The sequence below is a fragment of the Serratia symbiotica genome (genome assembly GCF_000821185.2).
GTDB classification, from domain to species: Bacteria; Pseudomonadota; Gammaproteobacteria; order Enterobacterales; family Enterobacteriaceae; genus Serratia; species Serratia symbiotica.
Genome location: NZ_CP050855.1, coordinates 833,058 through 858,920, shown reverse-complemented (window position 1 = coordinate 858,920; position 25,863 = coordinate 833,058). Strand labels below are relative to the sequence as shown.

Here is a 25,863-nt window from a genome sequence, read left to right as displayed (position 1 = left end):
CCATGTTTGCCCTGGTTGACGTCAACAGCTTTTATGCCTCTTGCGAGACGGTGTTTCGACCTGACCTGCGCGGTAAACCCGTGGTGGTACTGTCGAACAACGACGGATGCGTGGTGGCACGCAGTCAGGAAGCCAAAGCCCTTGGCATAAAAATGGGCGTACCCTGGTTCAAGGTAAGAGCGGAGGCTGAAAAGAAACACTGTATTGCCTTCTCCAGTAATTACGCCTACTACGCCGACATGAGCCACCGGGTAATGACCCTATTGGCCCAGCTGACGCCGCGCGTTGAGGTCTATTCCATTGACGAGGCATTTTGTGACCTGACCGGCCTGCCACTCACCACACTGGAACCCCTGGGAAAACAGCTCCGTGAAACGGTACGCCGCTGCACGCATCTGACCGTTGGCGTGGGCATCGCTCCAACCAAAACGTTGGCCAAACTGGCCAACCATGCCGCCAAGACCTGGCGAAAGACCGGGGGTGTTGTTGACCTGAGTGCCACCGCAAGACAGCGTCGCCTGATGGCACACGTGCCGGTCTCGGAAGTGTGGGGAGTCGGGCATCGCATCGCCAGGCATCTGTCGATGATGGGGATAACCACGGCGCTACAACTGGCGGACTTGCCCCCGGCCATCGCCCGTCGCCGATTCTCGGTGGTACTGGAGCGCACGGTGCGTGAGTTGAACGGCATCGCCTGCCTGTCCCTCGAGGAATTTGCCACACCGAAAGAGCAGATAGTCTGTTCGCGCTCGTTCGGTGAAAAAACAACTGACCTTGATAGCGTCAGTCAGGCAATCTGCGCCCACGCCGAACGGGCAGCGGAAAAGCTGCGCGGTGAACGTCAGTATTGCCGACATGTATCGGTATTCGTGGCAACCAGCCCATTCACGGTGGGTGGAACCGGCTACAGCAATCAGGCCACGACCCGGCTGACGACACCCACCCAGGACAGCAGGGACATCATCCGCGCTGCCCGTCAGGCACTGGCGCGCATTTTCAGGCCAGGGCATCGTTACCACCGGTGCGGCGTCATGCTCGGGGAGTTCACCTGCTCGGGGATGACCCAGTATGGTCTGTTCGACGATACCCCGCCACGGCCGCACAGCGAACGCCTGATGCAACTGCTCGACAGCCTTAATCAGCGAGGCCGGACAATCTGGTTTGGGGGACAGGGCATGCCCGAACGGCCAGAGACCTGGAAGATGCAACGAAAATGGCTGTCACCAGCCTACACCACGCGTCTGCAAGATATTCCTGTCGTTAAATCTTAGTTTTTGTATGTCTATGGGCTTTGTTGAATAAATCAGATTTGGAATAAAGAGCCCCCTGAATGGGCATCTTTCAGGCAACGCGTACACTTTCTGGTATACCAGCGTGCGTCATCATGTTTAATGCACAGATCATGGTCATAGCCTCTGCAACTTGCGCAACATAATCTCACAGCGACAGGTGACCACCAAATAGCTGTTTTACTCTGTACATCGCTGTTGCGGCTATCGAACGTCGGTGGTAGCCTGTCATACTTTTCCACCATATATTGTCTCCGGTAAGGAGCTACTCCTAGATGTCTCGTGGTTTTTAAAAACTGAAATTTTATGCAACGCCACAAACAATCCAAGATATGCATCAATCGTCTCTGAATAAATAGCTTTAATTCCCCCATATTTTTTATTTAAATAAATAATCAATAATTGACTTTAAAATAGCACCTAAACCAACACTGCCTAAAATCGCCAATAATGAACCCATACACACCTCTTGATTTTTTCAGATTCAAATAAATAGCTTTTGAAAAGTCATGGCATATAAGAGACTAAAGCTGGAAGCTATTGAGGTATGAATAGATGATTGTACCATCATCTTTTTTCATAATTTCTTCACCGCCAATAAAATTCCTTCCAAGAGAAATTGAAGGTGCGTTTCCTTCGTCAATAGTTGCTGTGATGTTAAGTAGTTTAGCTCCTGAGGCCTTCATCCCATGCTTAAAATCTTTGAATGATTTTTCTACAGTATCTTTGCCTATACCTTTACCTCTTAATTCACTTCGAACAAACCATCCAACATCAGTAGTTCCTTTATCAAGGCAGACAATAAAAACACATATGGATAATATTTCTTTATTATCATCTAATTTCGCATATGTAAAACGATTGAGATTTTTTTCAGGGGAATCTATAAAAACAAACAAGTCACCAAATAAAGAAGAACGTCTTAAGTTAACAACTCCCATGGCATAACTATCACATAGGGCATTAAATCCAGCTTCTATTATTCCCACGTTATTCATAATTACCTCAACCAGTTAGATACATTTTTTTCTAATTAACCATAAGTGCGTTAGCTATGGATTAAGGTAATCATAACTTATGAACTAGGGGTCCGCTTGGAAAACGGAAAATATCCTACGCTAAGACTGTTTTTTGTACAGACCACAATCTACTGAGCGTAACGAGCGGTATTTCCCTTCGCTGAACGGACAAAAATTAACTATTCCTGCGTTTCCACCTTACCCGATGTCTTCCCATTGCCACATTGTTTAAGTTTAACAGCGTTGCTAATCGTCGCCCTGCTACAGCCAAGAACCCTCTGTACCTGGCTCCAGGAGCTGCCGCTCGCGATTAACCGGTTTATTGCATCATAACGGGACTGGTTAACCTGACGGCCTTTGTATTTCCCTTCCCTTTTCGCCCTCGCTATCCCCTGCTGCTGCCGTTCCCGCCGCTGCTCATAGTCACGCCTGGCAACAGCGGCCAGCATATCCAGCAACATATCGTTAATAGCCGAAAACATGCGAATGTCAAAATCACAGTGTCCCGATGCGAGCCAAGTAGTCGGCACATTGACGGCCACAACTCTGATATCTTTCTGCCTAATCATCTTTTTCAGGCTGTTCCAGTCCTCCCCCGCAAGGCGAGATAACCGATCCACATCCTCTATCAGAAGAATGTCATTCTGCTGGCAGTCCTTCAGGAGCCGGAACAGTTCAGGGCGTTCAAGTCTGGAGCCGGATTCATTTTCAATATAGTAGTTACAGATGTTCAGGCCGCGCTCGATGGCGAATGTATTGATCGTGTCCAGGGCACGTGTTGCATCCTGCTCAGTTGTTGAAGCTCGTAAATAAGCTCTGACAAATCCTTTCGGTACTATTTGAGTTGTCATAGGGAACCAGTTCGTTTTGGGTTAGGGAAACACACCCATACAGTACCTGTTTCAGGTGGTTTGAGGGAGGCATGCCGATCCAGAACTGGCGGCTGGCGATGAGTCGTTTTATTCTCGAGTTCGGTGACCGCCTGAGCGATCACCTTTAATACGGTGGCAGTTACACAGAATTAGGGGCAGGCTCAACTGAGAGCACTACTTGCTGAATGGCGTAGAGATGCCGTTTAGAGCTAGCAGGCTTTTGCTTAAGTGACGTGGTGTGAAGAAAAGCGCAGCCTATTGCAGGACTGCGCCACTACATATCAATGCTGGATTTTGGCCAGGTCATCGGCGGTCAACCCCGTCATCTTCATGACCAGGTTGCGATCAAGACCGTTGGTCAGCATTGTGCGGGCAACGGCAAGCTTGCCTTCTTGACGGCCTTCTTGGCGGCCTCTAGCTTCGCCAAGTTGAATGCCTTCCTGACGCCCTTTTTCAATCCCTTTAAGTTCCAGTTTTTGTGCAACGGTCATAAGCACCTCCTCATGTTGTGGCGCACGACGCGCCAGTTCGCGGATAAACGTCTCCGGGGCTGCCGTGTCACCAACCTGTAGCATGTAATTCATCAATGATGTCAGTTGCTCCTGCGTAGTATATCCGGACAGCAGCAACGTGACCAGTTGTTCCAGCAGGTCAGCCAGGTCGCGCTGACGGATGTGTTTCTGTAAAAGCTCCAGGATGGCCATACGGCGATGCTGCATGATTTGCTCATCCGGGATGACTGTGACATCGACCAGGGGAAACGCTCCCGCATAAAGCTGTGTGGCCAGTTCGGGGTCACCAAACTCATCCAGCCAGCGCATCGAGTACGGATAAGGCGTCACCTGACCGTGATAGAACAGCAGTGGAACCACCAGAGGCAACTGCTCGTTACCCGCATCAAGATGGCGTTGCATCGCCGCGATACTGTATCGCATCAACCTAAAGGCCATATTCTTATCAGGGGAACTTTGGTGCTCGATAAGGCAATAGACAAAGCCGATACCCTTCCCCGCCTTGAGTGAATAGAGCACATCGGAATAATAGGCACGCAAATCTTCTTCAACAAAGCTGCCCGATTCCAGCTTTAACGTACTCAAGTCACAGTGTGTGAGCACTGCCGGCGGCAAATGCAATTGCAGGAAGTCACGCGCTGTTTCCGGATGGGTCAGAAACTGCTTGAACACGGCGTCATGGGGAATGGGGGTCGTTTTGCTCATCAGTTACCTGCTTCGGGTGACGATGGCCTGGGCGAACAGGCGGCCTGACGGGTAAAGCACCAGGCTGCTCTCGATATTATAGACCTGGCCGGTACGTTTGGTGGCTTCGTGCATGGCGGGTACCAGCAGGCGGCGGGCGCGTTTTTTCAGACTGTTGACGTCCTGGACAAGTTGTCCGGCGGCACAGTCGGGGGAGAGTGGCTCCGAGTGGGTATGGGACATGCCGGGCTTGAGCAGCACCATCATGGCGACGGTATGAGCAAACGCCTCGGTGTCGATATCGATAATCTCGTCTTCAGCACTCTCTGGCTGGACAGGGTGGTCAGTCATCAATTTTTCAGCTGGCGGGGTAATGTGACCAAAGTATCGCATAGTCCGTGCCATTGAGCACCTGTGAGTGACCATCATTGCGCAACACCTGCGCATCACTGAAGGACAACGGCCTCCTGGGCATGCCCACTTTCTCCATCCAGTTATACACGGGTTTTGCAACATATCTGTGGATAATCTCGCCAGTATACACCCTGGACTTAAGTGCAGCTTACGCCCGGTTGCGCAATATTATACTGTTTATACGTCCAGTACAATATTAATGCTTAAGTAAAATTCTGACCAGGAAAGTACACATTGTGAGCAACACCTCCCAGACCATCACCGCGATGGCCCTCCCCACCACGCCAGCAGTTCAGCGACCCGGCGTTCATCCAGGTAAAACAGCCCCCTCCCCTCAGCGCCAGACAGGGGTCAGACTCTATGATACCGGTATCGCCTGTGGCTTCCCCTCGCCCGCTCAGGACTACCTGGAACAACGTCTGTCACTGGATGATATCTGCATCCGTTTCCCGGAAAGTACCTACCTGGTGCGAGCCGAAGGCCATTCAATGCGGGACGCCGGTATTCTCGACAGCGACCTGCTGGTCGTTGAGTGCTGTTACCCGGCACGGCACGGTGACATCGTCATTGCGACGGTCGATGGCGCATTCACCTGCAAATGCCTGCAATTGCATCCCCGCCCGTTACTGCTGCCGGCCAACCCAGCCTTTGCGCCCATCGACGTGGATAATGAGGACATGGAGACGGTCATCTTTGGCGTGGTTCGCTACGCTATCCACACGCTTTGACCCTTGCCAACGCCTGTTAAGCCATGTTTGCCCTGGTTGACGTCAACAGCTTTTATGCCTCTTGCGAGACGGTGTTTCGACCCGACTTGCGCGGTAAACCCGTGGTGGTACTGTCGAACAACGACGGATGCGTGGTGGCACGCAGTCAGGAGGCCAAAGCCCTTGGCATAAAAATGGGCGTACCCTGGTTCAAGGTAAGAGCGGAGGCTGAAAAGAAACACTGTATTGCCTTCTCCAGTAATTACGCCTACTACGCCGACATGAGCCACCGGGTAATGACCCTATTGGCCCAGCTGACGCCGCGCGTTGAGGTCTATTCCATTGACGAGGCATTTTGTGACCTGACCGGCCTGCCACTCACCACACTGGAACCCCTGGGAAAACAGCTCCGTGAAACGGTACGCCGCTGCACGCATCTGACCGTTGGCGTGGGCATCGCTCCAACCAAAACGTTGGCCAAACTGGCCAACCATGCCGCCAAGACCTGGCGAAAGACCGGGGGTGTTGTTGACCTGAGTGCCACCGCAAGACAGCGTCGCCTGATGGCACACGTGCCGGTCTCGGAAGTGTGGGGAGTCGGGCATCGCATCGCCAGGCATCTGTCGATGATGGGGATAACCACGGCGCTACAACTGGCGGACTTGCCCCCGGCCATCGCCCGTCGCCGATTCTCGGTGGTACTGGAGCGCACGGTGCGTGAGTTGAACGGCATCGCCTGCCTGTCCCTCGAGGAATTTGCCACACCGAAAGAGCAGATAGTCTGTTCGCGCTCGTTCGGTGAAAAAACAACTGACCTTGATAGCGTCAGTCAGGCAATCTGCGCCCACGCCGAACGGGCAGCGGAAAAGCTGCGCGGTGAACGTCAGTATTGCCGACATGTATCGGTATTCGTGGCAACCAGCCCATTCACGGTGGGTGGAACCGGCTACAGCAATCAGGCCACGACCCGGCTGACGACACCCACCCAGGACAGCAGGGACATCATCCGCGCTGCCCGTCAGGCACTGGCGCGCATTTTCAGGCCAGGGCATCGTTACCACCGGTGCGGCGTCATGCTCGGGGAGTTCACCTGCTCGGGGATGACCCAGTATGGTCTGTTCGACGATACCCCGCCACGGCCGCACAGCGAACGCCTGATGCAACTGCTCGACAGCCTTAATCAGCGAGGCCGGACAATCTGGTTTGGGGGACAGGGCATGCCCGAACGGCCAGAGACCTGGAAGATGCAACGAAAATGGCTGTCACCAGCCTACACCACGCGTCTGCAGGATATTCCTGTCGTTAAAGCCTGATTTTTGTATGCACAAAAGATTCGGGACATCAGGGCCGTGGAAAATCTCGTTTAGAGCGCACATTCAGGTCATCGCGCTGGGCGGACTCAGCCTGACGCGGGTCGGTTTTCACCTCACCATTCCGCAGGTTATCTTGTGTCGCTCGTACGATGGCCATCTGCTGGCGATCGCTAACGGTAAAAACATGCCCGTCGTGTTTGGTGAGGTTGCGAATGACACCGGAATAAAGCACCCGATTAGCGGCCGTCCGCTCACCCTTCACCACCGCATTGTCGCCACTTCGCCACGCGGTTAACTCGGCAGCCAAATCGTTGTTGAAGCGGTCTGCCTGACTGTCTGGTGCGGCATACACCTCAACCCTGTCACCGAAATCTGTGACAGCAGGCTTCCCGTCAAGCAGGTAGCTGACGGTGCCATCATGCAGCAGACGGGTTTCGTGTTCGCGGGTGATGAATGTGGGCGCATCCTCACCCGGCCCATAGTGAATAACGGCATTAGGCTCAGGCCAGTCGTTTCTCTGCTGGCGCGCCCTGCGTTTCTCCCGGTAGGCCCAACCGCGCAGCTGACTGAGGGCCGCCACATCCCCCCGCAGCGCTTCCTTCTCCACCCAGCGCTTCCAGCTGAGGGGACGGCTCAGGCCTGCATCGCTGAGCGCACTGCGCTCCTCACGCAGTTGCAGACGCAACTCGGCCATCGCCTTCATCTTTTCAAACTCCGCCACGCGGTACATCAGCTTGCGCAGCAGCGGATCACGGACGGTATCGCGTACGTGAGCCTTCATCACGATGCAGTGAGACGAGATTTGCTGGAATCGGGCGCGGACACGCAGATCTGGTTTTTCCCACCCGGCACGATAAGCCTCAAAACGGGCGCGCAGTATCTCGCGGGCGATCGCCCTTGCCTCTCTACGCTCACGCCTGATGTCCTGATCGCGTACATGCAGCTGCGGCAGGTAATTGTTGTACATGCCAAGCATGCCATCCTCAAGCCGGTCAGGATTGCAAACGGGCGGAGCCGCCTGAAAACCTCCGCAGCAATGCGTCATGGCGGGCAGGCTGATAGCGGGATGAACATCAGAAGCCTTTACGCTTACCCCGTCGGGATTAAACAAATCATAAACGGCAAGGCCGCCGTGCTGTTCACGCAGACCGAGACCGCGTGTGTAGAGCAGTTTATGTAGCCATGGCCAGTCAAGACGGCTCTGCTCACAAGCCAGACCGATACCTTGACGGACTTCCCGGACGGCGTAGCCATACAGGCTCTCGCGGTCAGAAAAGATCTCGCGCCTGGCCGCTCCGCGCGGCGCAGACGGCATATCATGGTGAGTGCGATGGAGATCACCATACTCATCCATATGCCAACTGCCATTGTCGACCTTGAAGCCCAGATCGCGCTCCAGCACACGGCAGCATTTCTGCAATGTATCGGCATCATTCCACATGTTCTGCGCCCGGAAGGTTGTGGGATGCACGCGGTTGGCCGATATATGGCAATGCACATTGTCGGTATCACGGTGGATAGCGGCAACGTACTGATGCTCTTTCATGCCCAGGCTCTGCAGGCTGTAACGCACGGAGGCAAAGATGGCGTCTGGAGTCGGGTCCTCATCCTGCTGCCAGGACAGGATGAAGTGATACACCGCATCCTTGCATCGCGGGTTTTGCATCGCTGTCATGTTCATCTCGGCAGCCGCAGTATCAAGTGAAAAGCAGTTGGTTTCACACAACACCTCACCGCAGAGCACCCGCTGGATACCCTCCGGTGAAATGCTGACAATCTGTGTTTTCGGGGCCACCCGTTTACGGCCAACGTAATCGACCAGCTGGCCGAAGCCGGGAGTAGCCACAGACTCCTCACCTGAGGGGGGATAAACATCATCGGGTTTTACCACAGCTTCAGAATGTCTGTTTTCCTCACGCGTGCTCACGTAGCTGACCAGTTTCTTAAAACTCGTCTTCCTGTCACGGCGCTTGGGCGGAATGACGACGTTCATCTGTCTTTGATGTCCTCTGCGGGTATGGGCGTCATATCAAGTAAGTTGATGGCGGTGACAATACTGGACAGCACCTCTGAATACTGACGACTGAGGGCAGTCGTCATCGTTTCCTGCATCTGTGAATACAGGTGTTTCTGGAGACCGCCGAGGCGCTTGAGTTCATTCATCATCCGGATATCTGTCCGCACCATTATGCGGCGGTTAAGTGCCGAACGGCGCAGGTATTCGGACGTGGTTAGCCCTGCGGCCGCCGCTTTCTTGTTGATGCTTTGGTACTCCGCATCAGTGCAGCGGCACTTGACCAGCTTTTCTCTCTGACGCTTTTCGCTTTTCGACATAACTCAACCTTCACTCGGCACTGGGGTGTCGGGGCGAAGCCCTGACCAGGTCGTTTTGGGGATCACTGCCAGTGTGCTGGCGGTGGACACAAAACATTTCCTGTCCCGAGTTGGGTTAAACAAATCCCGAGTTGGGTTAAACAAATCCCGAGTTGGGTTAAACAAAATTATTTTCGGGCCGAAACGCTTATCAAAGCTAATGCTCGCCTGGTTGATTATCAGGCGACCTTGAGCCTGGCACAGCGATGGGGTGGCGGAGAAGTTGCTTCTGCTGACGGTATGCGTTTTGTTACGCCAGTAAAAACGATTAACGCCGGACCCAATCGAAAATACTTTGGCTCCAATCGGGGAATTACCTGGTACAACTTTATTTCCGATCAGTTTTCTGGTTTTCACGGCATTGTTATACCGAGCACCTTGAGGGACTCAATCTTTGTTTTGGAGGGTTTACTTGAATAGCAAACGGGGTTGAATCCACAGGAAATTATGACTGATACAGCCGGTGCCAGCGATTTGATATTCGGTCTGTTCTGGCTGTTGGGATACCAGTTTTCTCCCCGTCTGGCGGACGCCGGAGATACCGTTTTCTGGCGAGTGGATAAAAATGCAAATTACGGCCCTCTGGATGAACTGGCCCGTGGTTGCATTAATCTGGCACTGATTGAGGCTAACTGGGACGATATGATGCGGATTGCAGGCTCTCTTAAGCTGGGTACTGTACAAGCATCAGAGTTAATCCGTAGTTTATTGAAGAGCACGCGTCCGTCCAGTCTGGCACAGGCCATCATTGAAGTGGGGCGAATAAATAAAACGCTGTATATGTTGAATTATATTGATGATGAAGATTACCGTCGCCGAATACTAACGCAACTAAACCGGGGTGAAGGAAGACATAGTGTGGCTCGCGCCATTTGTCATGGCCAACGTGGCGAAATCAGAAAGCGCTATCGCGAAGGGCAAGAGGATCAACTGGGATCGTTGGGACTGGTAACAAATGCTACTGTTTTATGGAACACGCTGTATAGGCAGGAAGCGCTTGGACATATTAATACTGATAGCCAGCCTACTGAAATTAATGAAGAAGATATATCCAGATTATCACCATTGATGCATGGCCACATCAATATGTTAGGTCATTGCTCATTCACCTTGTCTGAAAATGTGATGAAAGGTGAGCTAAGGCCGTTAAATCAACAGATTAACGAATATATAGACGCTTAGCGTAGGTTTTCACCCCATTGGACCTCAAACCCCGAGGAGGGGCCTGCCCGGGTAACCGGCAGGTCTACTCAACTCAGACCTCTATAAGGAACAGCGCCGCTCATGGTAAAACCGATGACATCAATAAAAACGAGGTTTCTACGATGATTAACGATATTGAATCTTTCTTAATTCAATATTTGAAATAGTTTTTGTTCGCATAATAGCGTTATGCTAAAGAGGCCGCTACGATTGATATTTTCGCAGCGGCCTTTTCAACATAACGGCATGTTACATTTGGCGAACGAAATTTTGGGACTGACCGAAACAAAAGGCCAGCCCCTGAGGGGGGGATTAAATACCGTCGAGAAGAAAATCAATTGCGGCTTTAATCTGGATACGATGAAGGGAAGCATCGCAGAACACCCCCCCCCAGAGAACGGACTGGAATACTTGCCATCTCATGCGTCATAACTGCATATTCTTTATCGTCGGTCAGTCTGACAAGCGGAACCAGCCGTTCGGGACGTGTATTGCCTGGGTACTTTTCTACAGGCAGCAAAGGGATCACAATCCTGCGGTTCAACTGGTCGATAATATCGCTGGTTACATCAAGCAGCAGGGGATAGATGGCGCTTTTCCCGGTATTACTGTATACAGTAAACTGCATTCTTAAAATGTCCTGTACTCATCGCTGAAACAACCGTGTTCATCGTGAAAGCGGTTAAGAGCTTTCAGCGCTTCGCTGTTTTCCTCCTGCCATTTTTTCGCTTCGTACTGACGAAGTTCAGCATCAAGGGCTGTGATCAGGGTAGCACTGAGATTAATTCCAGCCTCACGCGCACGGCTGAGTAAGGTTCGTTCTACGGTCATGGTAACGCTTTGCGTTGCTCGTTGTGTTGTTGCCATAAATACCTCGCGTTAAATGTCGTGTAATAAACACGGCTTATTAGGCGTAATATAACACCAAAAATGCAATGTAGCGGAAAAATCTGGGGTTGCCGTGCTGAAACTGGGGTAACGGAAATTTCGGCGGTTCCGGCGTAGGTGTGCCACGAATGTACCCTATGGCAAATAAGGGTGCAATGCTGTGCGAGAGATGAGGGGCGGCCCCTCGGAGGCGGTGTCCAGATGCAGCCTTCAAACTACCCTGAGCTGCTGCCGTTAAGAGCGGTGGTGGTGAGCGTCAGGGAAAAGGCGCAGTCAGATGCGTCATGTATGTGTTGTGAAGATGAACGAGAGTGAACTGTAGATGCAGTGTCGAAAGGAACAAGATGATGTCAAAAACGCGCTTTCTAAGCGGTGCGTGATAAGTCCAGCGGTTATCTGGTTACTGGCTGGTCGGCATCCGGCATATAGACAGCATGAGCACAACACAGGCTCTGGCATGGAACGTGGGAACCTGTCGTCCCGATGCGAAGGGAGCGGCGTCGAGCAGAAACCCTGCGAGCGCCAGAGTACCAATGCGGGGCACAGGGGCAGATGGTTCCGTAGTAGTGATGAAGCGTCTGTAATGGACGTGGAGCGAAGGGGGCCAGTCGTTGGGGCTGTACTGCAGGCCAACCGCATAAGCGGGAGGAGCCTGTGAACCAGTCCAAACCGTTTGCGTTATCCAGACATGCCGTCTGGAGCGCGTACAAGAAAGTAAAAGCCAACAAAGGCAGTGCTGGGATTGTAGTGGTCAACTAAAACTGGCCACCGCGTTAGAGTTTTTCCAGTATCGGTTTTCCGATTCGTTTGGTGGTAACCCACCGTTATATTCATGCGGCCTGAGCGCGCTGTAATACCCAACGATATAGTCCGTTATTGCGTGGGCTGCATCGCTGAAGTTTATGTAACCCGTCACCGGTACCCATTCGTTCTTCAGACTCCTGAAGAAGCGCTCCATTGGGCTATTATCCCAGCAGTTTCCACGCCGACTCATACTCTGTCTGATCCGATACCTCCACAGTGACTGCCGGAACTGTCTGCTTGTGTAATGGCTGCCCTGATCGCTGTGGAACATCACTCCGGCTGGTTTTCCCCGGGCCTCCCACGCCATCTCCAGCGCTTTGATGGTCAGCCTGCTGTCCGGTGAGAACGACATTGCCCAGCCCACCGGTTTTCTCGCGAACAGGTCGAGAACAACGGCGAGGTAGGCCCAGCGCCTGCCTGTCCAGATATAGGTCACATCGCCACACCACACCTGATTAGGCTCTGTCACTGCGAACTGCCGCTCAAGGTGATTCGGGATAGCGATGTGTTCAAGGCCACCGCATTTATACCGATGAGTGGGCTGTTGACAACTGACCAGCCCCAGCTCTTTCATGAGCCTGCCGGCGAGCCATCGTCCCATCCTGAAGCCCTTCATGGTTGCCATAGTTGCGATACTCCTTGCGCCAGCAGAGCCATGGCTGACGCTATGCAGTTCCAGTACCTGGCTGCGTAATACAGCTCGTCTGCCATCTGGTTTTTCAGGACGGTTTTTCCAGTATTTGTAGCTGCTGCGATGAACCCCGAACACGTGGCAGAGTGTGACCACCGGATAATGCGCTCTGAGTTTCCCGATTATCGAGAACTGTTCAGGGAGTCTGACATCAAGAGCGCGGTAGCCTTTTTTAATATTTCGTTTTCCATTTCAATACGTTGTATTTTTTTCCTCAGCTCACGTATTTCAATTTGTTCAGGAGTAATGGGAGAGGCTTTAGGTATTTTTCCCTGCCGCTCATCACGCAACTGCTTCACCCATCGCGTCATTGTGGAAAGGCCGACATCCATAGCACTGGCTGCATCTGCCACGGTGTAGTTCTGGTCAACGACCAGTTGAGCGGATTCGCGTTTGAACTCTGCACTGAAATTTCTTTTTTTCATTGAAGCACCTGTAATGTCCTGAGGTGAGCATATCACCTCTGTTCAGGTGGCCAAATTCAGTGTGCCACTACATGTAGTCATTCACTGCAAGAGTCATGCTCAGGCAATGATGCTGCGTGGCAGGCTCAGAAAACGGCTGGCTGAGTGTAAGCTGGAGATGAGTCCGGGCAAGACTAAAGTCGTTTACTGCAAGGACAGGGAAAGAACGGAAGCATATCCTGAAATCAGCTTCGACTTTGTGGGCTATACGTTCAGGCCAAGAAAGTCCTTCTCGAAAGAGGGAGAGCTGTCGGTGAATTTCCTGCCAGCAATGAGCGGCAGAGCTGCGAAGGCAATCCGGCAGACGGTACGGGGCTGGGATCTGAGCCACAAAACGCCGTTATCGCTGGAAGTCATGGCCCGTTGGCTCAACCCCATGTTACGGGGCTGGGTTAAGTACTATGGTCACTTTTATCGTTCAGCAATGAACTGTATAGCCACTCATGTAGATCTGCACCTTGCGAAATGGGTCGCCCGCAAATATAAGCGGGTCCACGGTAGTCTGGCTCAGGCATATGAATGGTTAAGACGGATACAGCGCGCCAGGCCCGGTCTGTTTGCACACTGGGAAATTTGTACGCGGCGTGAGTGGTCAACGACAAGAGCCGGATGACGGGAGACTGTCACGTCCGGTTCCGTGGGAGCGCAGGGGGGAAGTTCCCTTGCGCGACCCGATAACCCCCACCTGAAGAACCCGCTTACCCGCCCGCAGGATGATCGTTTGCTTCTCACCACCATCCTGGCGGATGGCATCAATCTGGGGCTGACTAAAATGGCAGAGTCCTGTCCGGGAACCACACGGGCTTCGCTGGAAAATATGCAGGCATGGTATATCCGTGATGAAACGTACTCTGCTGCACTGGCCGAACTGGTTAATGCCCAGAAGTCACGTCCGCTGGCAGCATTATGGGGAGATGGTTCAACCTCATCCTCTGACGGCCAGAATTTTCGGGTTGGCAGCCACGGCCGCTATGCGGGTCAGGTCAATCTGAAGTACGGCCAGGAGCCGGGTGTACAGTTTTATACGCATATTTCTGACCAGTACAGTCCGTTTTACACCAAAGTGATCAGCCGTGTTCGTGACTCCACCCACGTACTTGATGGCCTGCTGTATCACGAAAGTGATCTTGAAATCACCGAGCATTACACCGATACGGCAGGTTTTACGGAACATGTTTTTGCGCTGATGCATTTGCTAGGGTTCGCTTTTGCACCAAGGATCCGGGATCTTCACGACAAGCGGTTGTTTATACAGGGGAAAGCTAATAAATACCCTGCGCTACAGTCAATTATTTCCACAACACCACTGAATATCAAGGATATAGAAAGCCACTGGAGTGAAATCCTGAGGCTGGCCACCTCAATAAAGCAGGGAACAGTGACTGCGTCCTTGATGCTGAAAAAACTGGCCAGTTATCCCAAACAGAACGGGCTTGCTAAGGCGTTGAGGGAAATTGGCCGTATCGAGCGAACTTTGTTTATGCTGGACTGGTTCCGCGATCCAGCATTGCGTCGCAGAGTTCAGGCCGGTCTGAATAAAGGAGAAGCCCGGAATGCCCTTGCCAGAGCCGTCTTCATGCATCGTCTTGGCGAAATAAGGGATCGAGGTCTGGAAAACCAGAGTTACCGGGCCAGCGGACTGACGCTGATTACCGCCGCGATCACATTGTGGAATACCGTATATATAGAAAACGCCATTAGCCTGCTGAAAAGAAAGGGGCTACATCTCAATGAGCAATTGTTGTCACACTTGTCTCCGCTGGGTTGGGAGCATATTAATCCTGACGGGAGACTATATCTGGCGAAACAATAAAAAGCTGGCTGAAGGAAAGTATCGACCTTTGCGGTCAGTTGATGTCAGTCGGTACAAAAAATCACCTTAACGAATGGAAGGGACTTCCCCTGGATATGCGCCTGATTAACTCTTGTGCAATCATGGGGTAAACATAGCTCCAGAGGGATTCGTTATGACCATTACCACTGTCGGTATCGATCTTGCTAAAAATGTGTTCGCTGTCCACTGCGTTGACCAGAATGGAAAAACTGTTTTGGTAAAACCCAGGGTATCGCGTGCAGCACTTCCTGAACTGATTGCTGGTTTGCCACCCTGTGTTATCGGGATGGAAGCTTGCTCCGGGGCGCATTACTGGGCAAGACTGTTTCAGCAGTATGGCCATAAACCCCGTCTGATGGCTGCAAAGTTTGTATCTCCTTATCGCATGGCCGGTAAATCAGGGAAAAATGATGCGGCTGATGCCCAGGCTATCTGCGAGGCTGTCCGTCGTCCGCATATGCGGTTTGTGCCAGTAAAGGATGAGAGTCAGCAGGCGATGCAATGTCTCCACCGTACCCGACAAGGTTTTATCGAGGAAAAAACAGCAACATATAACCGATTAAGAGGATTGATATCTGAATTCGGCGTCATTGCCCCACAAAGTACAGATGCCCTGCGCCACATGGTTGCTGAACAGAAGAATTCTTTGCCACTTCAGGTTCAGCAATGTGTTGATGATTTGCTGGAACACATTGATCGCATTGATGATAACATTACTGAATATGACCGAATTCTGTCCCGTATGGCAAAATCCGATCACCGCAGCCAGCCACTGATGGAACTGAAAGGGATTGGTCCCACAACGGCCTGTGCGCTGGTCGCCAGTATCGGTAATGCGCATGATTTTAAAAATGGGCGTCAACTGGCCGCCTGGCTGGGGCTTACACCATCGCAGTACAGTAGTGGCGGAAAATCAAAGCTTGGCAGGATAACGAAAGCGGGCGATTCATATCTGCGAACGCTTCTGGTTCAGGGTGCCCGTTCGGTTCTGATTAGCGCAGAGAAAAGGACTGACTCATTCAGCCGTTGGGTTTGTACGTTGGTTGAGCGCAGAGGATACTGGCGTGCTGTTGTGGCCATTGCCGCCAAAAATGCGAGGCTGTGCTGGGCATCATTGCATTACGGGGATGATTTCAGGCTGTACTCAGCCAGCTAAAGCACGAAACGGAATAACCATCTTACCTGCAACTCGTTGATGATAAAGGGTTAGACCCCGTGAGGTATATCTGAATATTGTACAGGATATACGTATCCGTTTAACGAACAAGAGCCTCACGCGCGTCTTTCATCAGGGCCCGAATCGATAACGATTCATCATGGCCGTTTATAGTACCGCAGTCTCTCCCCTTTATTTTTACTGAAGTGCAGACAAGAAACCGTAAACACCGGCGTTGACATGCCGGGGAAGCCCTTATAGTACAATATTTTCCGTTTCCCAAACGGAGCCCATAATGGATATATAAGGAGAAGCTGGCGTTGAGTGCCCGTCCGGAAAAGCCAACCAGGTCAGGATTGTTTCGATGGTAACCAAACGAGGTGGTATCCTGGAGAAGCAGGATAGTTTCTTCCTGTGTGGCCTGCACCTTCTGGCAAGTGGCTTCGGTATGTCCCTGCAGAAACGTTTGTTCATCAATTTTAGTGCTGGAAAGAAAGCGGTAAGCGGCTTTTGTTGCTGCGCGATCCTGGCAGGCAAAGGGCAGGCTGTTTCCCATTCCCTGCCAGAGTTTTTGCATCAGGGATTTAAAGCGGCTGGCGTGTCGGCGGTCACTAAAAGTAGATAAATCAATTTTTTCATCAATCCATACAAGTGGGGAAGCCGAAATCGGTACTGAATCAATCATATATCCCTGTTCCTGGATAATAACGCCGCCTGATTAGGTTGATGATAACATCAATATAAGTGTGGGTAGTTGCAAGCGTTGGAACCGCACAGTGATCAGCTACGTGATTCCAACGACGCATACAACTCAACTGCCCAGAATCCTCAATCTCGTTCATCAATTCCATCTCTGAACCTCGCCGTAAGGCTGTCACTCTCCTCCCGCAGAAGCTGAACCGGAAAGAAGCGCATCACATCAGGATCCGCATTTTTAGCCGCAAAAGGAGCCATATTTTTAGCTTCCCACTGCATTAAAATTAGCCTTGTAGTTTCAAGCATATTCTTACCCTTTAAATTCATTTTTATATAAATAATTTTTTAGCCAGAAGCAAGTTGTACGGGATATACGGGTTTTCTCCGTCACCGCTTTAAACGATAGTCCCTGTCGGATCAAACTAAAATAGGCTAAGATTAATTTAATTTTTTTATGAATTTAACCTGACCATCCTGTTGTATGTTACTTTCAGCCCAGCCAGTGTGGCGGTAGAATCCATTAGCTCGTACCAGCGTATTGCTGTCTGTTTCGAGCCAAATTTGCTGACACCCCATCTCAGCGAGCCATTTCTCTGCTTCATTCATGAGATTACGGCCTAAGTTTTGTCCTTCAAAGCCGGGTTCTACAAATAATGCGAAAATAGTAGCGTTATCGGCATCAGCCATGGCGAAAGCCCTGGTTACCCCGTCAATTTCAGCTACCCATCCCCGGCCCTGACCCGATAACATTTCAGGTAATGATTCTGACGTTATGCCGTTCTTTGCCAAATCAGCCATGGTGGCTTTATTTTCATTCACACTGATTCGGACACGAAACATATCTGCAATATCCGTAATGCCTGCGATTCTTATCAACATAAATATCCCTTATGTTTCTCATCTTGATGCTATTTTAAATAGTGCTGATTTTCTGATCGATGAGCAGTTAGAGAACTACGGGCATTATTCCGCAGCCACCCTCCAGCCAATGCGCAGACCTGGCAGACCAAATTTCTTGGATAAGCTATTGATCATGATGGTATTTTCACGCATTTTTGGCTGTTTCATCGCGGGTTGATGGCGTTCGGTGTAGGCCATAACGTCATACACCTCATCGTGGATCAACCAAATGCCATGTTGCTGAGTAAATTCGGCAACGGCATCCCAATCCTGGGCGTTAAGCATGTAGCCACTGGGGTTTTCTGGCGAGTTAATGATCATCACACCGGCCTGCTGCAAAGCAGTATCTTGCCATGCGGCTCCTAGGGCTGAGTGGTATTCAGATTCACCCAGTGGGCGATTCAGCGCCGTAACGGCCCGTTCATACAGCATGTAAGACGGATGGCTGATAATCACCCCTTGATGTTCCTGCTTGGTACATTGGATCACCAGATTGATCGCTGCCACACCACCGTGAGTGATCATGATTTCGCGCTCAGGATCCAGTGTTAAACCGTAATGCTGCTGGTACCAAATAGCGATGGCTCGCCGCAGTTCTGGCGAGCCTTTTGGTTGCTCGTAGCCTTTGGCGGAGTGCAGAAACACTTCCCAACTTAATCCCTGTTGTTCTATCAGGGGTTGCAGAAAGCGGGAGGGCAAAACTCTGGCTCGCCAAAACTCAGGTTCATTACATCTGGCATTTGCGCCGCTCTGTTGGCAGTGGCTTTTGAAGTGTAAATCGCCATAGCTTCGAGTGTTTTATCCAACGTAAAGTTAGCAGTCATGAAGTAAAGGATCCCTTGATTTGACGTTGTAAACGACGTGCGATCTGTTCAGGAGCTACTGAACCACCCCGATTTTCTTGGAGAGAGATAGTCAGGAAGCTCAGGCTGCCAGATTGTTACTTTTTCTGGCAGCAGAATAGGCTTTTTCGGCTGCTATTAGTGGTATGTGACCGATACGTTCGCGCAATCTACGATTGTTATACCAGTCCGCCCACGCCAGTGTCACCAGTTCCACTTCTGCGTGGTTTTTCCCGCTATTACGGTGTATGACTTCAGCTTTGTAAAGGCCATCGATACTCTCGGCCAGTACATTATCGTAGGAATCACCTGTGCTGCCCGTTGATGCCAGCAGCTCCGCGTCTGTAGTGGCACACTGAATTTGACCACCTGAACAGTGGTGATATGCTCACCTCAGACCAAATACAGGTGCCCCAATGAAAATAAGAAATTTCAGCGCAGAGTTCAAACGCAAATCTTCCCAACTGATTGTTGATCAAAACTACGCTGTTGCTGACATGGGCTGCCGTCAGCGGTTTTGGCTGTGACAGACTGATGTGCCGCATCTACCTGGTTGCGGCCTGTGGTCACGGCCAGGTCGTCAGCGTCCCTGCGGCAAAACGAAAAATAAGGTTTTTGGTCATCTACCCCAATGACCTGAAGCGACAAGTCGTGACGCCGATGTAGTGTTGGTGTACGCTTTCGGCTTTTGAATGCACCTATGACAAAGATTGATGTGGTTTGTCCTCGTTGTTCTGAAACGAAGAGGGTAATTCGGAACGGCCATTCCCGCTCAGGAGCACAGCTTTATCGCTGTAAACACTGCCTGAAAACCTTCCAGTTCAGCTCTCGCTACAACAGCGCTAAACCCGCAACCCATCAGACCATTGTTGATATGGCAATGAATGGTTCCGGATGCCGCGATGAAGATAAGCCTCAATACTGTTCTCCGCCATTTAACCACATCAGGTAGCACAAAACGTTGAACCCGGCGTTGAAGTCGTTATTTGCTGTGAAGCCGATGAACAGTGGTCTTATGTACAGAATAAAGGTCATCCACGCTGGTTATTCTACGCTTATGACCGCATCAGAAAGCGGGGCCTCACGCATGTACTGGGGCCACGTAATGCGCTGACTTTACGGCGGCTTCTGGCTTTGCTGAGCTTGTTTACTATCGCTTTCTACATGACTGACGCCTGGCCTGTCTACCGGACTTTACTGCCCTCAACCAGTCATGTCATCAGCAAAAATATACCCAGCGGATAGAGCGGCATAATCTCAATTTGCGAACCCATCTTAAACGACTGGCCCGCAGGACTATCTGTTTCTCGAAGTCAGAAGAAATGCACGATAGGCTCATTGGGGGGTATCTGACCATCAATCATTACCACTCAGTCTGCGTCACAACCGGGCAACTGAAACCAACACCTAATGGCATACTGAAAAGCCATAAAAAAACTCAGGCTTATCAAAATATTGGGATCTAAATATGGCGGAGGAGCAGAGATTCGAACTCTGGAACGGTTTCCCGTCGACGGTTTTCAAGACCGTTGCCTTCAGCCACTCGGCCACCCCTCCGTAACGAACCAAACTATAAACAGAGCAGATCTGCTTGTAAAGCCCAAGACTGCCCAACTGCACGAAAATAAAGCACCCAATACGCAAGCGATTAATCAAGCATCAGCGTCAGTTCACTGTGCCGCAACGATAACGATGGGCAAAGAAGCATCATGAAAATTTTGCTAAACTCATGCCCATTCAAAACTATCCGTTACCGAGGCAGTATGTTGGAGTTTGAAGGTCAGGCCATTGAAACTGACGCACAAGGTTACCTGAAAAATAGTGCAGATTGGCATGAAGGCTTGGCACCGCTGCTGGCTGCCCAGGAAGATATCACGCTTACCGATGCACATTGGGAAGTGGTACGTTTTGTTCGTCACTTCTACCAGCAGTTTAATACTTCGCCGGCAATCCGTATGTTGGTCAAGGCCATGGTGCAGAAATATGGCGAGGAAAAAGGCAATAGCCGCTATCTCTACCGCTTGTTCCCGCAAGGCCCGGCGAAACAAGCGACCAAAATAGCTGGCCTGCCAAAACCAGTAAAATGTATCTAACAGACTAGATAGGCTGTGCTGCCGTCTCGGTAATTATGGATGAGTGCCTGAACGCCGAGTGGCAAATGCCAAATCCCTGCTGTCCCTCCCGCGCGAGCACTGTACTGCCACTCCTTCCGTTAGGCCACCAATGCCCTGCACGATGTCATGCACATACGCAGCGGTGCAAATTTGTGACATAATCCGCACCTATCAATTTTGTTTATGGCATTTTCCGTGCGTCCATACGGCAGTGTCACCCTTTTTATCAAGCTAGCAACACTCTTAACTATGACCGCACTATATCTCACTAAAGGACGTGAAAAGTCCTTACTTCGTCGCCATCCGTGGGTGTTCTCCGGAGCCGTTCAGCGCGTTGAGGGTAAAGCCCTTTCCGGTGAAACCATCGATATTTATGACAGCCAAGGCAAATGGCTGGCGCGCGGCGCTTACTCCCCTATGTCGCAGATCCGCGCACGCGTCTGGACTTTCCAGCAAGATGAAGAGATTAACCGCGACTTCTTTATCCACCATTTACAGCGGGCGCAACACTGGCGTGGTTGGGTAGCGCAAAGAGGCGGGCTGGACAGCTACCGCTTGGTTGCTGGCGAATCCGATGGCTTACCGGGCGTCACTATTGATCGTTTCCAGAACTTCCTGGTGTTACAACTGTTGTCCGCCGGGGCGGAATATCAGCGTGCCACCCTGCTCTGCGCTTTGCAGCACTGCTATCCAGAGTGTTCAATCTATGACCGCTCGGATGTTGCCGTGCGTAAAAAAGAAGGTTTACCGCTGAGCCATGGGCCAGTGCAGGGCGATCTACCGCCTGAACTCCTGTCAATTACCGAACACGGCATGAAGCTGTTGGTGGATATCCAGCATGGTCATAAAACTGGCTTTTATCTCGATCAACGCGACAGCCGCCTGGCGGCGCGCAATTACGCTGCCGGTTGCCGGGTGCTGAACTGCTTCTCTTACACGGGTGCCTTTGCCGTATCCGCCCTGATGGGCGGTTGCGAACAGGTGATCAGCGTAGATACTTCACAGGCGGCACTGGATATCGCCAAACAAAACGTTATGCTGAACCAACTAGATCTGAGTAAAGCAGAGTTCATCCGCGATGACGTTTTCCAGCTGCTGCGCAATTACCGCACGCAGGGCGAAAAATTCGATCTGATCATCATGGACCCACCGAAGTTCGTTGAAAACAAAAACCAACTGTCCGGTGCCTGCCGTGGCTATAAAGATATTAATTTGCTGGCGTTGCAGTTGCTGAACCCAGGCGGCATTTTGCTCAGCTTCTCCTGCTCAGGTTTGATGCCAACCGATTTGTTCCAGAAAATTTTGGCTGATGCCGCGTTAGATGCCGGATGCGATGTACAATTTATAGCGCAGTTCCGGCAAGCTGCCGATCATCCAGTTATTGCGACTTATCCTGAAGGACTGTATTTGAAAGGATTTGCGTGTCGGGTGATGTAACTTGAAACACGCTGTTTTGCCCTTATCTAGAGAGCAACGCACTATTTACCAAGAGGTCATTATGATTGCCAGCAAATTCGGTCTTGGACAGCAGGTTCGGCATAAACTGCTGGGGTATTTGGGGGTGGTTATTGATATCGACCCGGAATACTCTTTGGAACAACCTAAGGCTGACGAAATTGCGGCAAACGACGATCTACGCTTTGCTCCTTGGTATCATGTGGTGATGGAAAATGAGGAAGGCCAACCGATGCATATTTATCTGGCAGAAGCACAGTTAGATGGCGAAGCCCAAGAAGCCCACCCCGAACAATCCTCGTTGGATGAACTGGCACAATCCATTCGTCACCAGTTGCTAGCACCACGGCTGCGTAACTGAATGAGTTAAGACCTGAGGAATAAGCCAGGTCTTTTTTATTCAGCATTCAGGCCCCAAACGTGGGACTTCAATTTTTGGGCAGCGATTCATCACCACCGTCAACCCCGCTCCGGTAGCCAACGCTTCTGCCTGATCGTTGATCACACCAATCTGTATCCAACATCGATATGGCTATCGCCTCCTGCACGCTGGCATACACCGCCTTTGAGTGGCAGGAAACACTATCCTATCTACAACTTCCAGCCTAGCGTCCCCGTAGGTGTACATTGTTGCAGCCAGTTTGGACACGGACGGCGCGCAACAGCCAGAGACTCGACAAAGACAGTAACCACCGGCGATGGGCCATTGGAACTGCGTACTCCGCGCGATCGCAATAGTTTCTTCTGTAGTAGCCCCCCGTTTAAACCGGACACTTTATCAATAAGACTTAGGCATAGACCTATGTTTAAGAGTGTCTTGTGCAAGGAATCGAAGTGCCCACTGGCGAGCAGAAGCGACGCCGTTATACTGCCGAAGAGAAGAGCCGTTTTGTTGCGCTGTCCATGCAGCCCGGCTATTCCGTTTCTCTGGTTGCCCGGCAATATGGCACTACCCCCCAGTCTGCTTTTTAAAGGGAAACGACTTATGAATGATGCTGGTCAATCTGCGATCGCCGCTGGCGATGAAGTTGTCAGTGTCTCTGACGTTAAGGCCCTGGAGAAAAAGGTAAAACAGCGTGAGCAGATGCTGGGCCGCAAAACCATGGAAGCCGAAATCCTTCGCGACGCGCTGGAGATAGCGCAGTCAAAAAAGTTGATATCGCATATGCCATTGCTGCCCCCGGACGATATCCGCTCGGTACGGGTGGGGTGGTGTTCAGTCTGGACTGCTGCGATCGCGAAGCCATCAGTTGGAGTGCCACCACCGGGGGTATCAACAGCGAAATAGTGCAGGATCTGCCGACAGAAAATCTGGAAAAACGGTTCGGAAACACGCTGAAGGTTCCCCATCCGATAGAATGGCTGACGGATAACGGCAGTTGCTACATAGCTGATGCTACGCGTACGTTCGCCAGGTCACTGGGGTTCATCGTATGCACAACACCGGTGCACAGCCCGGAAAGTAACGGCATGGCAGAATCGTTCGTGAAGACATTCAAGCGGGATTATGTCTACGTAAATGATCTGCCGGATACGGCATCAATGCTGGAAAAGCTGGCTGAGTGGATGGCAGATTATAACAACTGGCATCCGCATAAGGGGCTGAAAATGAGATCCCCACGCGAATACCGTGAAGCCGTATTAGCGGTTAATTAACTGTGTCCGTTTTAGCCGGGGCAACTCCACCTTCAAACCGCAGTGGTGAAGAAAAACCAGACCCGTATTACCGGGATGGATAACCAAATCCTGTCGCTGTACGCCAAAGGCACGACCACACGTAAGATTGCCGTTGCATTTAAAGAGCGGTATGACGCTGATGTGTCGCTGGCACGGGTCTCTAAGGTGACTGATGCCGTGATGGAGCAGGTCGTCGAGTGGCAGCACCGACCGCTAGATGCCATCTATCCCATTGTTTAAATTTACTATCTCGTACTGAAAGTCCGGCAGAACAGCCGCGTCATCAACAAATCCGTGTTCCTGGCCCTGGGGATCAATATCGAAGGTCAGAAAGAGCTGTTGGGTATGTAGCTGGCCGAAAATGAAGGTGCCAAGTTCTGGCTGAACGTGCTGACAGAGCTGAAAAAAGAGGCCTGAACGACATCCTCTCGCTTGTGTGGACGGATTGAAAGGCTTCCCTGATGCCATCAATGAGGTCTATCCGGAGGCATGCATCCAGTTGTGTATCGTGCATAGGGTGCACAACAGCCTGCGGCTCGTGTTCTGGAATGACTGCAAGGGCTTCACCGTGACCTGAAAGCTATCTATCAGGCCCCCCACGGAAGAGGCAGGGCTACAGGTACTGGAAACATTCTCCAACACATGGGACAGCCGCTATCCGCAGATAAGCCGTAGTTGGCAGTTCAACTGGGCGAATCTGTCCACGTTCTTTGCTTATCCAACGGACATCCGCAAGGTCATCTACACCACCAACGCCATCGAGTCGCTGAACAGCGTGATCCGGCATGCACTCAAGAAACGCATGGTGTTCCCGACTGATGAGTCGGTGAAAAAAGTGGTGTGGCTGACAATCCAGGCGGCATCACAGAATTGGACGATACCACTGAGGGACTGGCGTATGGCAATGAGCCGCTATCGGTGATCGCCTCGGTGGTCACTTCTGAGGAAAGGCATTTACACAGAATCGTATACAGGCTCTATCTTCCATCGCAGAACTGTACCTTTTCCCTGATTTATTCAACAAAGCCACTACGCGAATGAAACTCTGCCGCTAGTGCCAAGGTCTGAGACAATCATAGCCTGAGCAAATATAAATATGTCTAAATAAGCCAATGTATGCAAAAATATGAATATTTCAGTCAAATTGAAAATATTTGACACGATTTGTGGTGTGTTCAACACTTATAGTTCGTTACCTCATGGGGAGATCATGATGAAAATTGGCCTGGTAGTTACGGCGCTACTGAGTATCAGCACGCTAGCCACGGCTACGACCCTGAAACTCTCCCCGGACATCGACCTGCTGGCGGTCGACGGCAAGAAAATGACAGGTTCGTTATTAAAAGGTGCCGACAGCCTTGAGCTGGATGGCGGGCAGCATCAATTGCTGTTTAAAGTCAACAAATCCATAAGCTCCGACCAACAAGAGCAGGTTCTCTACGTTTCCCTTCCAATTATCGCTACCTTCAACACACAGAACATCAGCACAGTGGCGATCGAGCTGCCGCATATCGAGAATGACCGTGACGCGCAGCGCTTCGACAGTACACTGAATTATCAGGTGATTGATGCAAAAGGCAGTAACCTACCAATAAGGCATGATGTGCTACACCCCGCCAAGGTGAGTTCCAGTACCGACCTGGAAAAGGTCATGTCAGACTACAATCGTCAGGATCGTCCAGCTTCGGTACCAGCTTTTGCGCAAGCGCTTACTGCCACACCAGGCATCCCACTGGTCAGCGTACCGCTAAATTCACCCATAGTGACACCTAATAGCAAGAACGCCTCAGAACAGATGCTGCAATACTGGTTCCAACAGGCGAACAAAGAAATACAGCAACGTTTTCTCAGATGGGGCAATAAGCAACCTATCAAAGGGGATCGCACCTAGTCACGGCATAAGCACACACTTGGCATTTTCAGCTGTAAACACTAGGCAGTGAAAAACAGTTTCAG

At 51.2% G+C, this 25,863-nt stretch carries 21 protein-coding genes, 1 tRNA gene and 10 pseudogenes; 15 read left to right on the top strand and 17 right to left on the bottom strand.

Features of this window, described 5'->3' with window-relative positions; translation table 11 throughout:
* Nucleotides 1-2 precede the first annotated feature (2 nt).
* Nucleotides 3-1,271 carry a translesion error-prone DNA polymerase V subunit UmuC gene (umuC, locus tag SYMBAF_RS04495; RefSeq protein WP_040265537.1) on the top strand — a complete coding sequence of 423 codons (1,269 nt, stop codon included), beginning with the start codon at nucleotides 3-5 and terminating at the stop codon, nucleotides 1,269-1,271.
* A gap of 70 nt (nucleotides 1,272-1,341) precedes the next feature.
* On the opposite strand, the pseudogene SYMBAF_RS17530 reads toward umuC (SYMBAF_RS04495), so the two are convergent.
* From SYMBAF_RS17530 to SYMBAF_RS04475, 5 genes and pseudogenes are all read right to left on the bottom strand, one after another.
* Nucleotides 1,342-1,551: pseudogene (locus SYMBAF_RS17530) on the bottom strand (IS5/IS1182 family transposase); the annotation flags it as partial.
* Between the two features lie 262 nt (nucleotides 1,552-1,813).
* On the bottom strand, nucleotides 1,814-2,287 hold the full coding sequence (locus tag SYMBAF_RS04490; RefSeq protein ID WP_040265535.1) for a hypothetical protein: 474 nt from the start codon (nucleotides 2,285-2,287) through the stop codon (nucleotides 1,814-1,816).
* Between the two features lie 200 nt (nucleotides 2,288-2,487).
* On the bottom strand, nucleotides 2,488-3,159 hold the full coding sequence (locus SYMBAF_RS04485) for a recombinase family protein (RefSeq protein ID WP_040265533.1): 672 nt from the start codon (nucleotides 3,157-3,159) through the stop codon (nucleotides 2,488-2,490).
* A 302-nt stretch (nucleotides 3,160-3,461) separates the two neighbouring features.
* Entirely contained in the window at nucleotides 3,462-4,400 is a 939-nt protein-coding gene (locus tag SYMBAF_RS04480) for an Rpn family recombination-promoting nuclease/putative transposase (RefSeq protein WP_162835909.1), read from the bottom strand.
* A complete protein-coding gene (locus SYMBAF_RS04475) occupies nucleotides 4,401-4,781 on the bottom strand; it encodes a DUF7609 family protein (RefSeq protein ID WP_152609086.1) in 381 nt (126 codons plus the stop codon).
* A 245-nt stretch (nucleotides 4,782-5,026) separates the two neighbouring features.
* Here SYMBAF_RS04475 and umuD point away from each other — a divergent pair, with 245 nt between their 5' ends.
* A complete protein-coding gene (gene umuD, locus SYMBAF_RS04470) occupies nucleotides 5,027-5,518 on the top strand; it encodes a translesion error-prone DNA polymerase V autoproteolytic subunit (RefSeq protein ID WP_082026972.1) in 492 nt (163 codons plus the stop codon).
* A 23-nt stretch (nucleotides 5,519-5,541) separates the two neighbouring features.
* Nucleotides 5,542-6,810, top strand: a complete 1,269-nt coding sequence (gene umuC / locus SYMBAF_RS04465; protein WP_040265529.1) for a translesion error-prone DNA polymerase V subunit UmuC — start codon at nucleotides 5,542-5,544, stop codon at nucleotides 6,808-6,810.
* 28 nt (nucleotides 6,811-6,838) lie between these two features.
* Here the strand turns inward: umuC (SYMBAF_RS04465) and traI are convergent, their stop codons facing one another.
* Nucleotides 6,839-8,803, bottom strand: a complete 1,965-nt coding sequence (traI, locus tag SYMBAF_RS04460) for a TraI/MobA(P) family conjugative relaxase (protein ID WP_040265528.1) — start codon at nucleotides 8,801-8,803, stop codon at nucleotides 6,839-6,841.
* A complete protein-coding gene (gene mobA, locus SYMBAF_RS04455) occupies nucleotides 8,800-9,144 on the bottom strand; it encodes a plasmid mobilization protein MobA (protein ID WP_040265526.1) in 345 nt (114 codons plus the stop codon). The genes traI and mobA overlap by 4 nt, the downstream gene beginning before the upstream one ends.
* Before the next feature lie 147 nt (nucleotides 9,145-9,291).
* Between mobA and SYMBAF_RS04450 the strand changes: the two are divergent.
* Nucleotides 9,292-10,365, top strand: a pseudogene (locus SYMBAF_RS04450) (transposase); the annotation flags it as partial.
* 333 nt (nucleotides 10,366-10,698) lie between these two features.
* On the opposite strand, the pseudogene SYMBAF_RS04445 reads toward SYMBAF_RS04450, so the two are convergent.
* From SYMBAF_RS04445 to SYMBAF_RS04435, 3 genes and pseudogenes are all read right to left on the bottom strand, one after another.
* A pseudogene (locus tag SYMBAF_RS04445) lies at nucleotides 10,699-11,014 on the bottom strand (CcdB family protein).
* 2 nt (nucleotides 11,015-11,016) lie between these two features.
* A complete protein-coding gene (locus SYMBAF_RS04440; protein WP_040265524.1) occupies nucleotides 11,017-11,253 on the bottom strand; it encodes a type II toxin-antitoxin system CcdA family antitoxin in 237 nt (78 codons plus the stop codon).
* A 772-nt stretch (nucleotides 11,254-12,025) separates the two neighbouring features.
* Nucleotides 12,026-13,194 (bottom strand): IS3 family transposase gene (locus SYMBAF_RS04435; protein ID WP_152609001.1). Its coding sequence is split into 2 segments (ribosomal slippage): nucleotides 12,026-12,945 and nucleotides 12,945-13,194, totalling 1,170 coding nucleotides; the frame shifts between segments, so codons are not numbered across the junction.
* 61 nt (nucleotides 13,195-13,255) lie between these two features.
* On the opposite strand from SYMBAF_RS04435, the gene SYMBAF_RS04430 reads away from it, so the two are divergent.
* From SYMBAF_RS04430 to SYMBAF_RS04420, 3 genes and pseudogenes are all read left to right on the top strand, one after another.
* Nucleotides 13,256-13,846: a group II intron maturase-specific domain-containing protein gene (locus tag SYMBAF_RS04430; RefSeq protein ID WP_202032431.1), complete on the top strand. Its 591-nt coding sequence runs from the start codon at nucleotides 13,256-13,258 to the stop codon at nucleotides 13,844-13,846.
* Between the two features lie 69 nt (nucleotides 13,847-13,915).
* Nucleotides 13,916-15,116 (top strand): annotated as a pseudogene (locus SYMBAF_RS04425) (Tn3 family transposase); the annotation flags it as partial.
* A gap of 84 nt (nucleotides 15,117-15,200) precedes the next feature.
* Nucleotides 15,201-16,223, top strand: coding sequence for an IS110 family RNA-guided transposase (locus SYMBAF_RS04420; protein ID WP_040264770.1), 1,023 nt, complete (start codon nucleotides 15,201-15,203; stop codon nucleotides 16,221-16,223).
* A gap of 100 nt (nucleotides 16,224-16,323) precedes the next feature.
* On the opposite strand, the gene SYMBAF_RS17525 is transcribed toward SYMBAF_RS04420, so the two are convergent.
* From SYMBAF_RS17525 to SYMBAF_RS04395, 5 genes and pseudogenes are all read right to left on the bottom strand, one after another.
* Nucleotides 16,324-16,908, bottom strand: a complete 585-nt coding sequence (locus SYMBAF_RS17525; protein ID WP_226020167.1) for an IS4/Tn5 family transposase DNA-binding protein — start codon at nucleotides 16,906-16,908, stop codon at nucleotides 16,324-16,326.
* 143 nt (nucleotides 16,909-17,051) lie between these two features.
* The gene (locus tag SYMBAF_RS04410) at nucleotides 17,052-17,225 is read right to left on the bottom strand and encodes a hypothetical protein (protein WP_040265561.1); all 174 of its coding nucleotides are present in this window, start codon (nucleotides 17,223-17,225) and stop codon (nucleotides 17,052-17,054) included.
* 132 nt (nucleotides 17,226-17,357) lie between these two features.
* Entirely contained in the window at nucleotides 17,358-17,798 is a 441-nt protein-coding gene (locus tag SYMBAF_RS04405; RefSeq protein ID WP_040265522.1) for a GNAT family N-acetyltransferase, read from the bottom strand.
* 84 nt (nucleotides 17,799-17,882) lie between these two features.
* Nucleotides 17,883-18,518 (bottom strand): pyridoxal phosphate-dependent aminotransferase, encoded by a 636-nt coding sequence (locus SYMBAF_RS04400; RefSeq protein ID WP_082026971.1) that lies wholly within the window; start codon nucleotides 18,516-18,518, stop codon nucleotides 17,883-17,885.
* A gap of 225 nt (nucleotides 18,519-18,743) precedes the next feature.
* A pseudogene (locus SYMBAF_RS04395) lies at nucleotides 18,744-19,004 on the bottom strand (integrase core domain-containing protein); the annotation flags it as partial.
* A 357-nt stretch (nucleotides 19,005-19,361) separates the two neighbouring features.
* On the opposite strand from SYMBAF_RS04395, the pseudogene SYMBAF_RS04390 reads away from it, so the two are divergent.
* Nucleotides 19,362-20,031 (top strand): annotated as a pseudogene (locus SYMBAF_RS04390) (IS1 family transposase); the annotation flags it as partial.
* Between the two features lie 99 nt (nucleotides 20,032-20,130).
* Here SYMBAF_RS04390 and SYMBAF_RS04385 read toward each other — a convergent pair.
* Nucleotides 20,131-20,218 (bottom strand) — tRNA-Ser (locus tag SYMBAF_RS04385).
* Between the two features lie 206 nt (nucleotides 20,219-20,424).
* On the opposite strand from SYMBAF_RS04385, the gene tusE reads away from it, so the two are divergent.
* The 3 genes from tusE (at nucleotide 20,425) to hspQ (ending at nucleotide 22,591) form a co-directional block, all read left to right on the top strand.
* Complete coding sequence (gene tusE, locus SYMBAF_RS04380; RefSeq protein WP_040265559.1) at nucleotides 20,425-20,754, top strand: sulfurtransferase TusE; 330 nt, start codon at nucleotides 20,425-20,427, stop codon at nucleotides 20,752-20,754.
* A 270-nt stretch (nucleotides 20,755-21,024) separates the two neighbouring features.
* Complete coding sequence (gene rlmI, locus SYMBAF_RS04375) at nucleotides 21,025-22,212, top strand: 23S rRNA (cytosine(1962)-C(5))-methyltransferase RlmI (RefSeq protein WP_040265518.1); 1,188 nt, start codon at nucleotides 21,025-21,027, stop codon at nucleotides 22,210-22,212.
* Nucleotides 22,213-22,273: 61 nt separating this feature from the next.
* Nucleotides 22,274-22,591: a heat shock protein HspQ gene (gene hspQ / locus SYMBAF_RS04370; protein ID WP_040265516.1), complete on the top strand. Its 318-nt coding sequence runs from the start codon at nucleotides 22,274-22,276 to the stop codon at nucleotides 22,589-22,591.
* 39 nt (nucleotides 22,592-22,630) lie between these two features.
* Here the strand turns inward: hspQ and SYMBAF_RS04365 are convergent.
* A pseudogene (locus tag SYMBAF_RS04365) lies at nucleotides 22,631-22,802 on the bottom strand (CoA-binding protein); the annotation flags it as partial.
* Nucleotides 22,803-23,058: 256 nt separating this feature from the next.
* Between SYMBAF_RS04365 and SYMBAF_RS04360 the strand changes: the two are divergent.
* From SYMBAF_RS04360 to SYMBAF_RS04350, 4 genes and pseudogenes are all read left to right on the top strand, one after another.
* Nucleotides 23,059-23,886, top strand: a pseudogene (locus SYMBAF_RS04360) (integrase core domain-containing protein).
* Nucleotides 23,887-23,961: 75 nt separating this feature from the next.
* A pseudogene (locus SYMBAF_RS18325) lies at nucleotides 23,962-24,258 on the top strand (transposase).
* A gap of 85 nt (nucleotides 24,259-24,343) precedes the next feature.
* Nucleotides 24,344-24,829 (top strand): annotated as a pseudogene (locus tag SYMBAF_RS18320) (transposase).
* Between the two features lie 291 nt (nucleotides 24,830-25,120).
* Nucleotides 25,121-25,798: a DUF2057 family protein gene (locus tag SYMBAF_RS04350; protein ID WP_040265558.1), complete on the top strand. Its 678-nt coding sequence runs from the start codon at nucleotides 25,121-25,123 to the stop codon at nucleotides 25,796-25,798.
* The last annotated feature ends 65 nt before the right edge of the window (nucleotides 25,799-25,863 follow it).

Excerpts from the sequence above, each read along its gene's own strand:
- umuC (WP_040265537.1), top strand. The coding sequence starts at position 3 with ATGTTTGCCCTGGTTGACGTCAACAGCTTTTATGCCTCTTGCGAGACG.
- SYMBAF_RS04490 (WP_040265535.1), bottom strand. The coding sequence starts at position 2,287 with ATGAATAACGTGGGAATAATAGAAGCTGGATTTAATGCCCTATGTGAT.
- SYMBAF_RS04485 (WP_040265533.1), bottom strand. The coding sequence starts at position 3,159 with ATGACAACTCAAATAGTACCGAAAGGATTTGTCAGAGCTTATTTACGA.
- SYMBAF_RS04475 (WP_152609086.1), bottom strand. The coding sequence starts at position 4,781 with ATGGCACGGACTATGCGATACTTTGGTCACATTACCCCGCCAGCTGAA.
- umuC (WP_040265529.1), top strand. The coding sequence starts at position 5,542 with ATGTTTGCCCTGGTTGACGTCAACAGCTTTTATGCCTCTTGCGAGACG.
- traI (WP_040265528.1), bottom strand. The coding sequence starts at position 8,803 with ATGAACGTCGTCATTCCGCCCAAGCGCCGTGACAGGAAGACGAGTTTT.
- mobA (WP_040265526.1), bottom strand. The coding sequence starts at position 9,144 with ATGTCGAAAAGCGAAAAGCGTCAGAGAGAAAAGCTGGTCAAGTGCCGC.
- SYMBAF_RS04440 (WP_040265524.1), bottom strand. The coding sequence starts at position 11,253 with ATGGCAACAACACAACGAGCAACGCAAAGCGTTACCATGACCGTAGAA.
- SYMBAF_RS04420 (WP_040264770.1), top strand. The coding sequence starts at position 15,201 with ATGACCATTACCACTGTCGGTATCGATCTTGCTAAAAATGTGTTCGCT.
- SYMBAF_RS17525 (WP_226020167.1), bottom strand. The coding sequence starts at position 16,908 with ATGATTGATTCAGTACCGATTTCGGCTTCCCCACTTGTATGGATTGAT.
- SYMBAF_RS04410 (WP_040265561.1), bottom strand. The coding sequence starts at position 17,225 with ATGCTTGAAACTACAAGGCTAATTTTAATGCAGTGGGAAGCTAAAAAT.
- SYMBAF_RS04405 (WP_040265522.1), bottom strand. The coding sequence starts at position 17,798 with ATGTTGATAAGAATCGCAGGCATTACGGATATTGCAGATATGTTTCGT.
- tusE (WP_040265559.1), top strand. The coding sequence starts at position 20,425 with ATGTTGGAGTTTGAAGGTCAGGCCATTGAAACTGACGCACAAGGTTAC.
- rlmI (WP_040265518.1), top strand. The coding sequence starts at position 21,025 with ATGACCGCACTATATCTCACTAAAGGACGTGAAAAGTCCTTACTTCGT.
- hspQ (WP_040265516.1), top strand. The coding sequence starts at position 22,274 with ATGATTGCCAGCAAATTCGGTCTTGGACAGCAGGTTCGGCATAAACTG.
- SYMBAF_RS04350 (WP_040265558.1), top strand. The coding sequence starts at position 25,121 with ATGAAAATTGGCCTGGTAGTTACGGCGCTACTGAGTATCAGCACGCTA.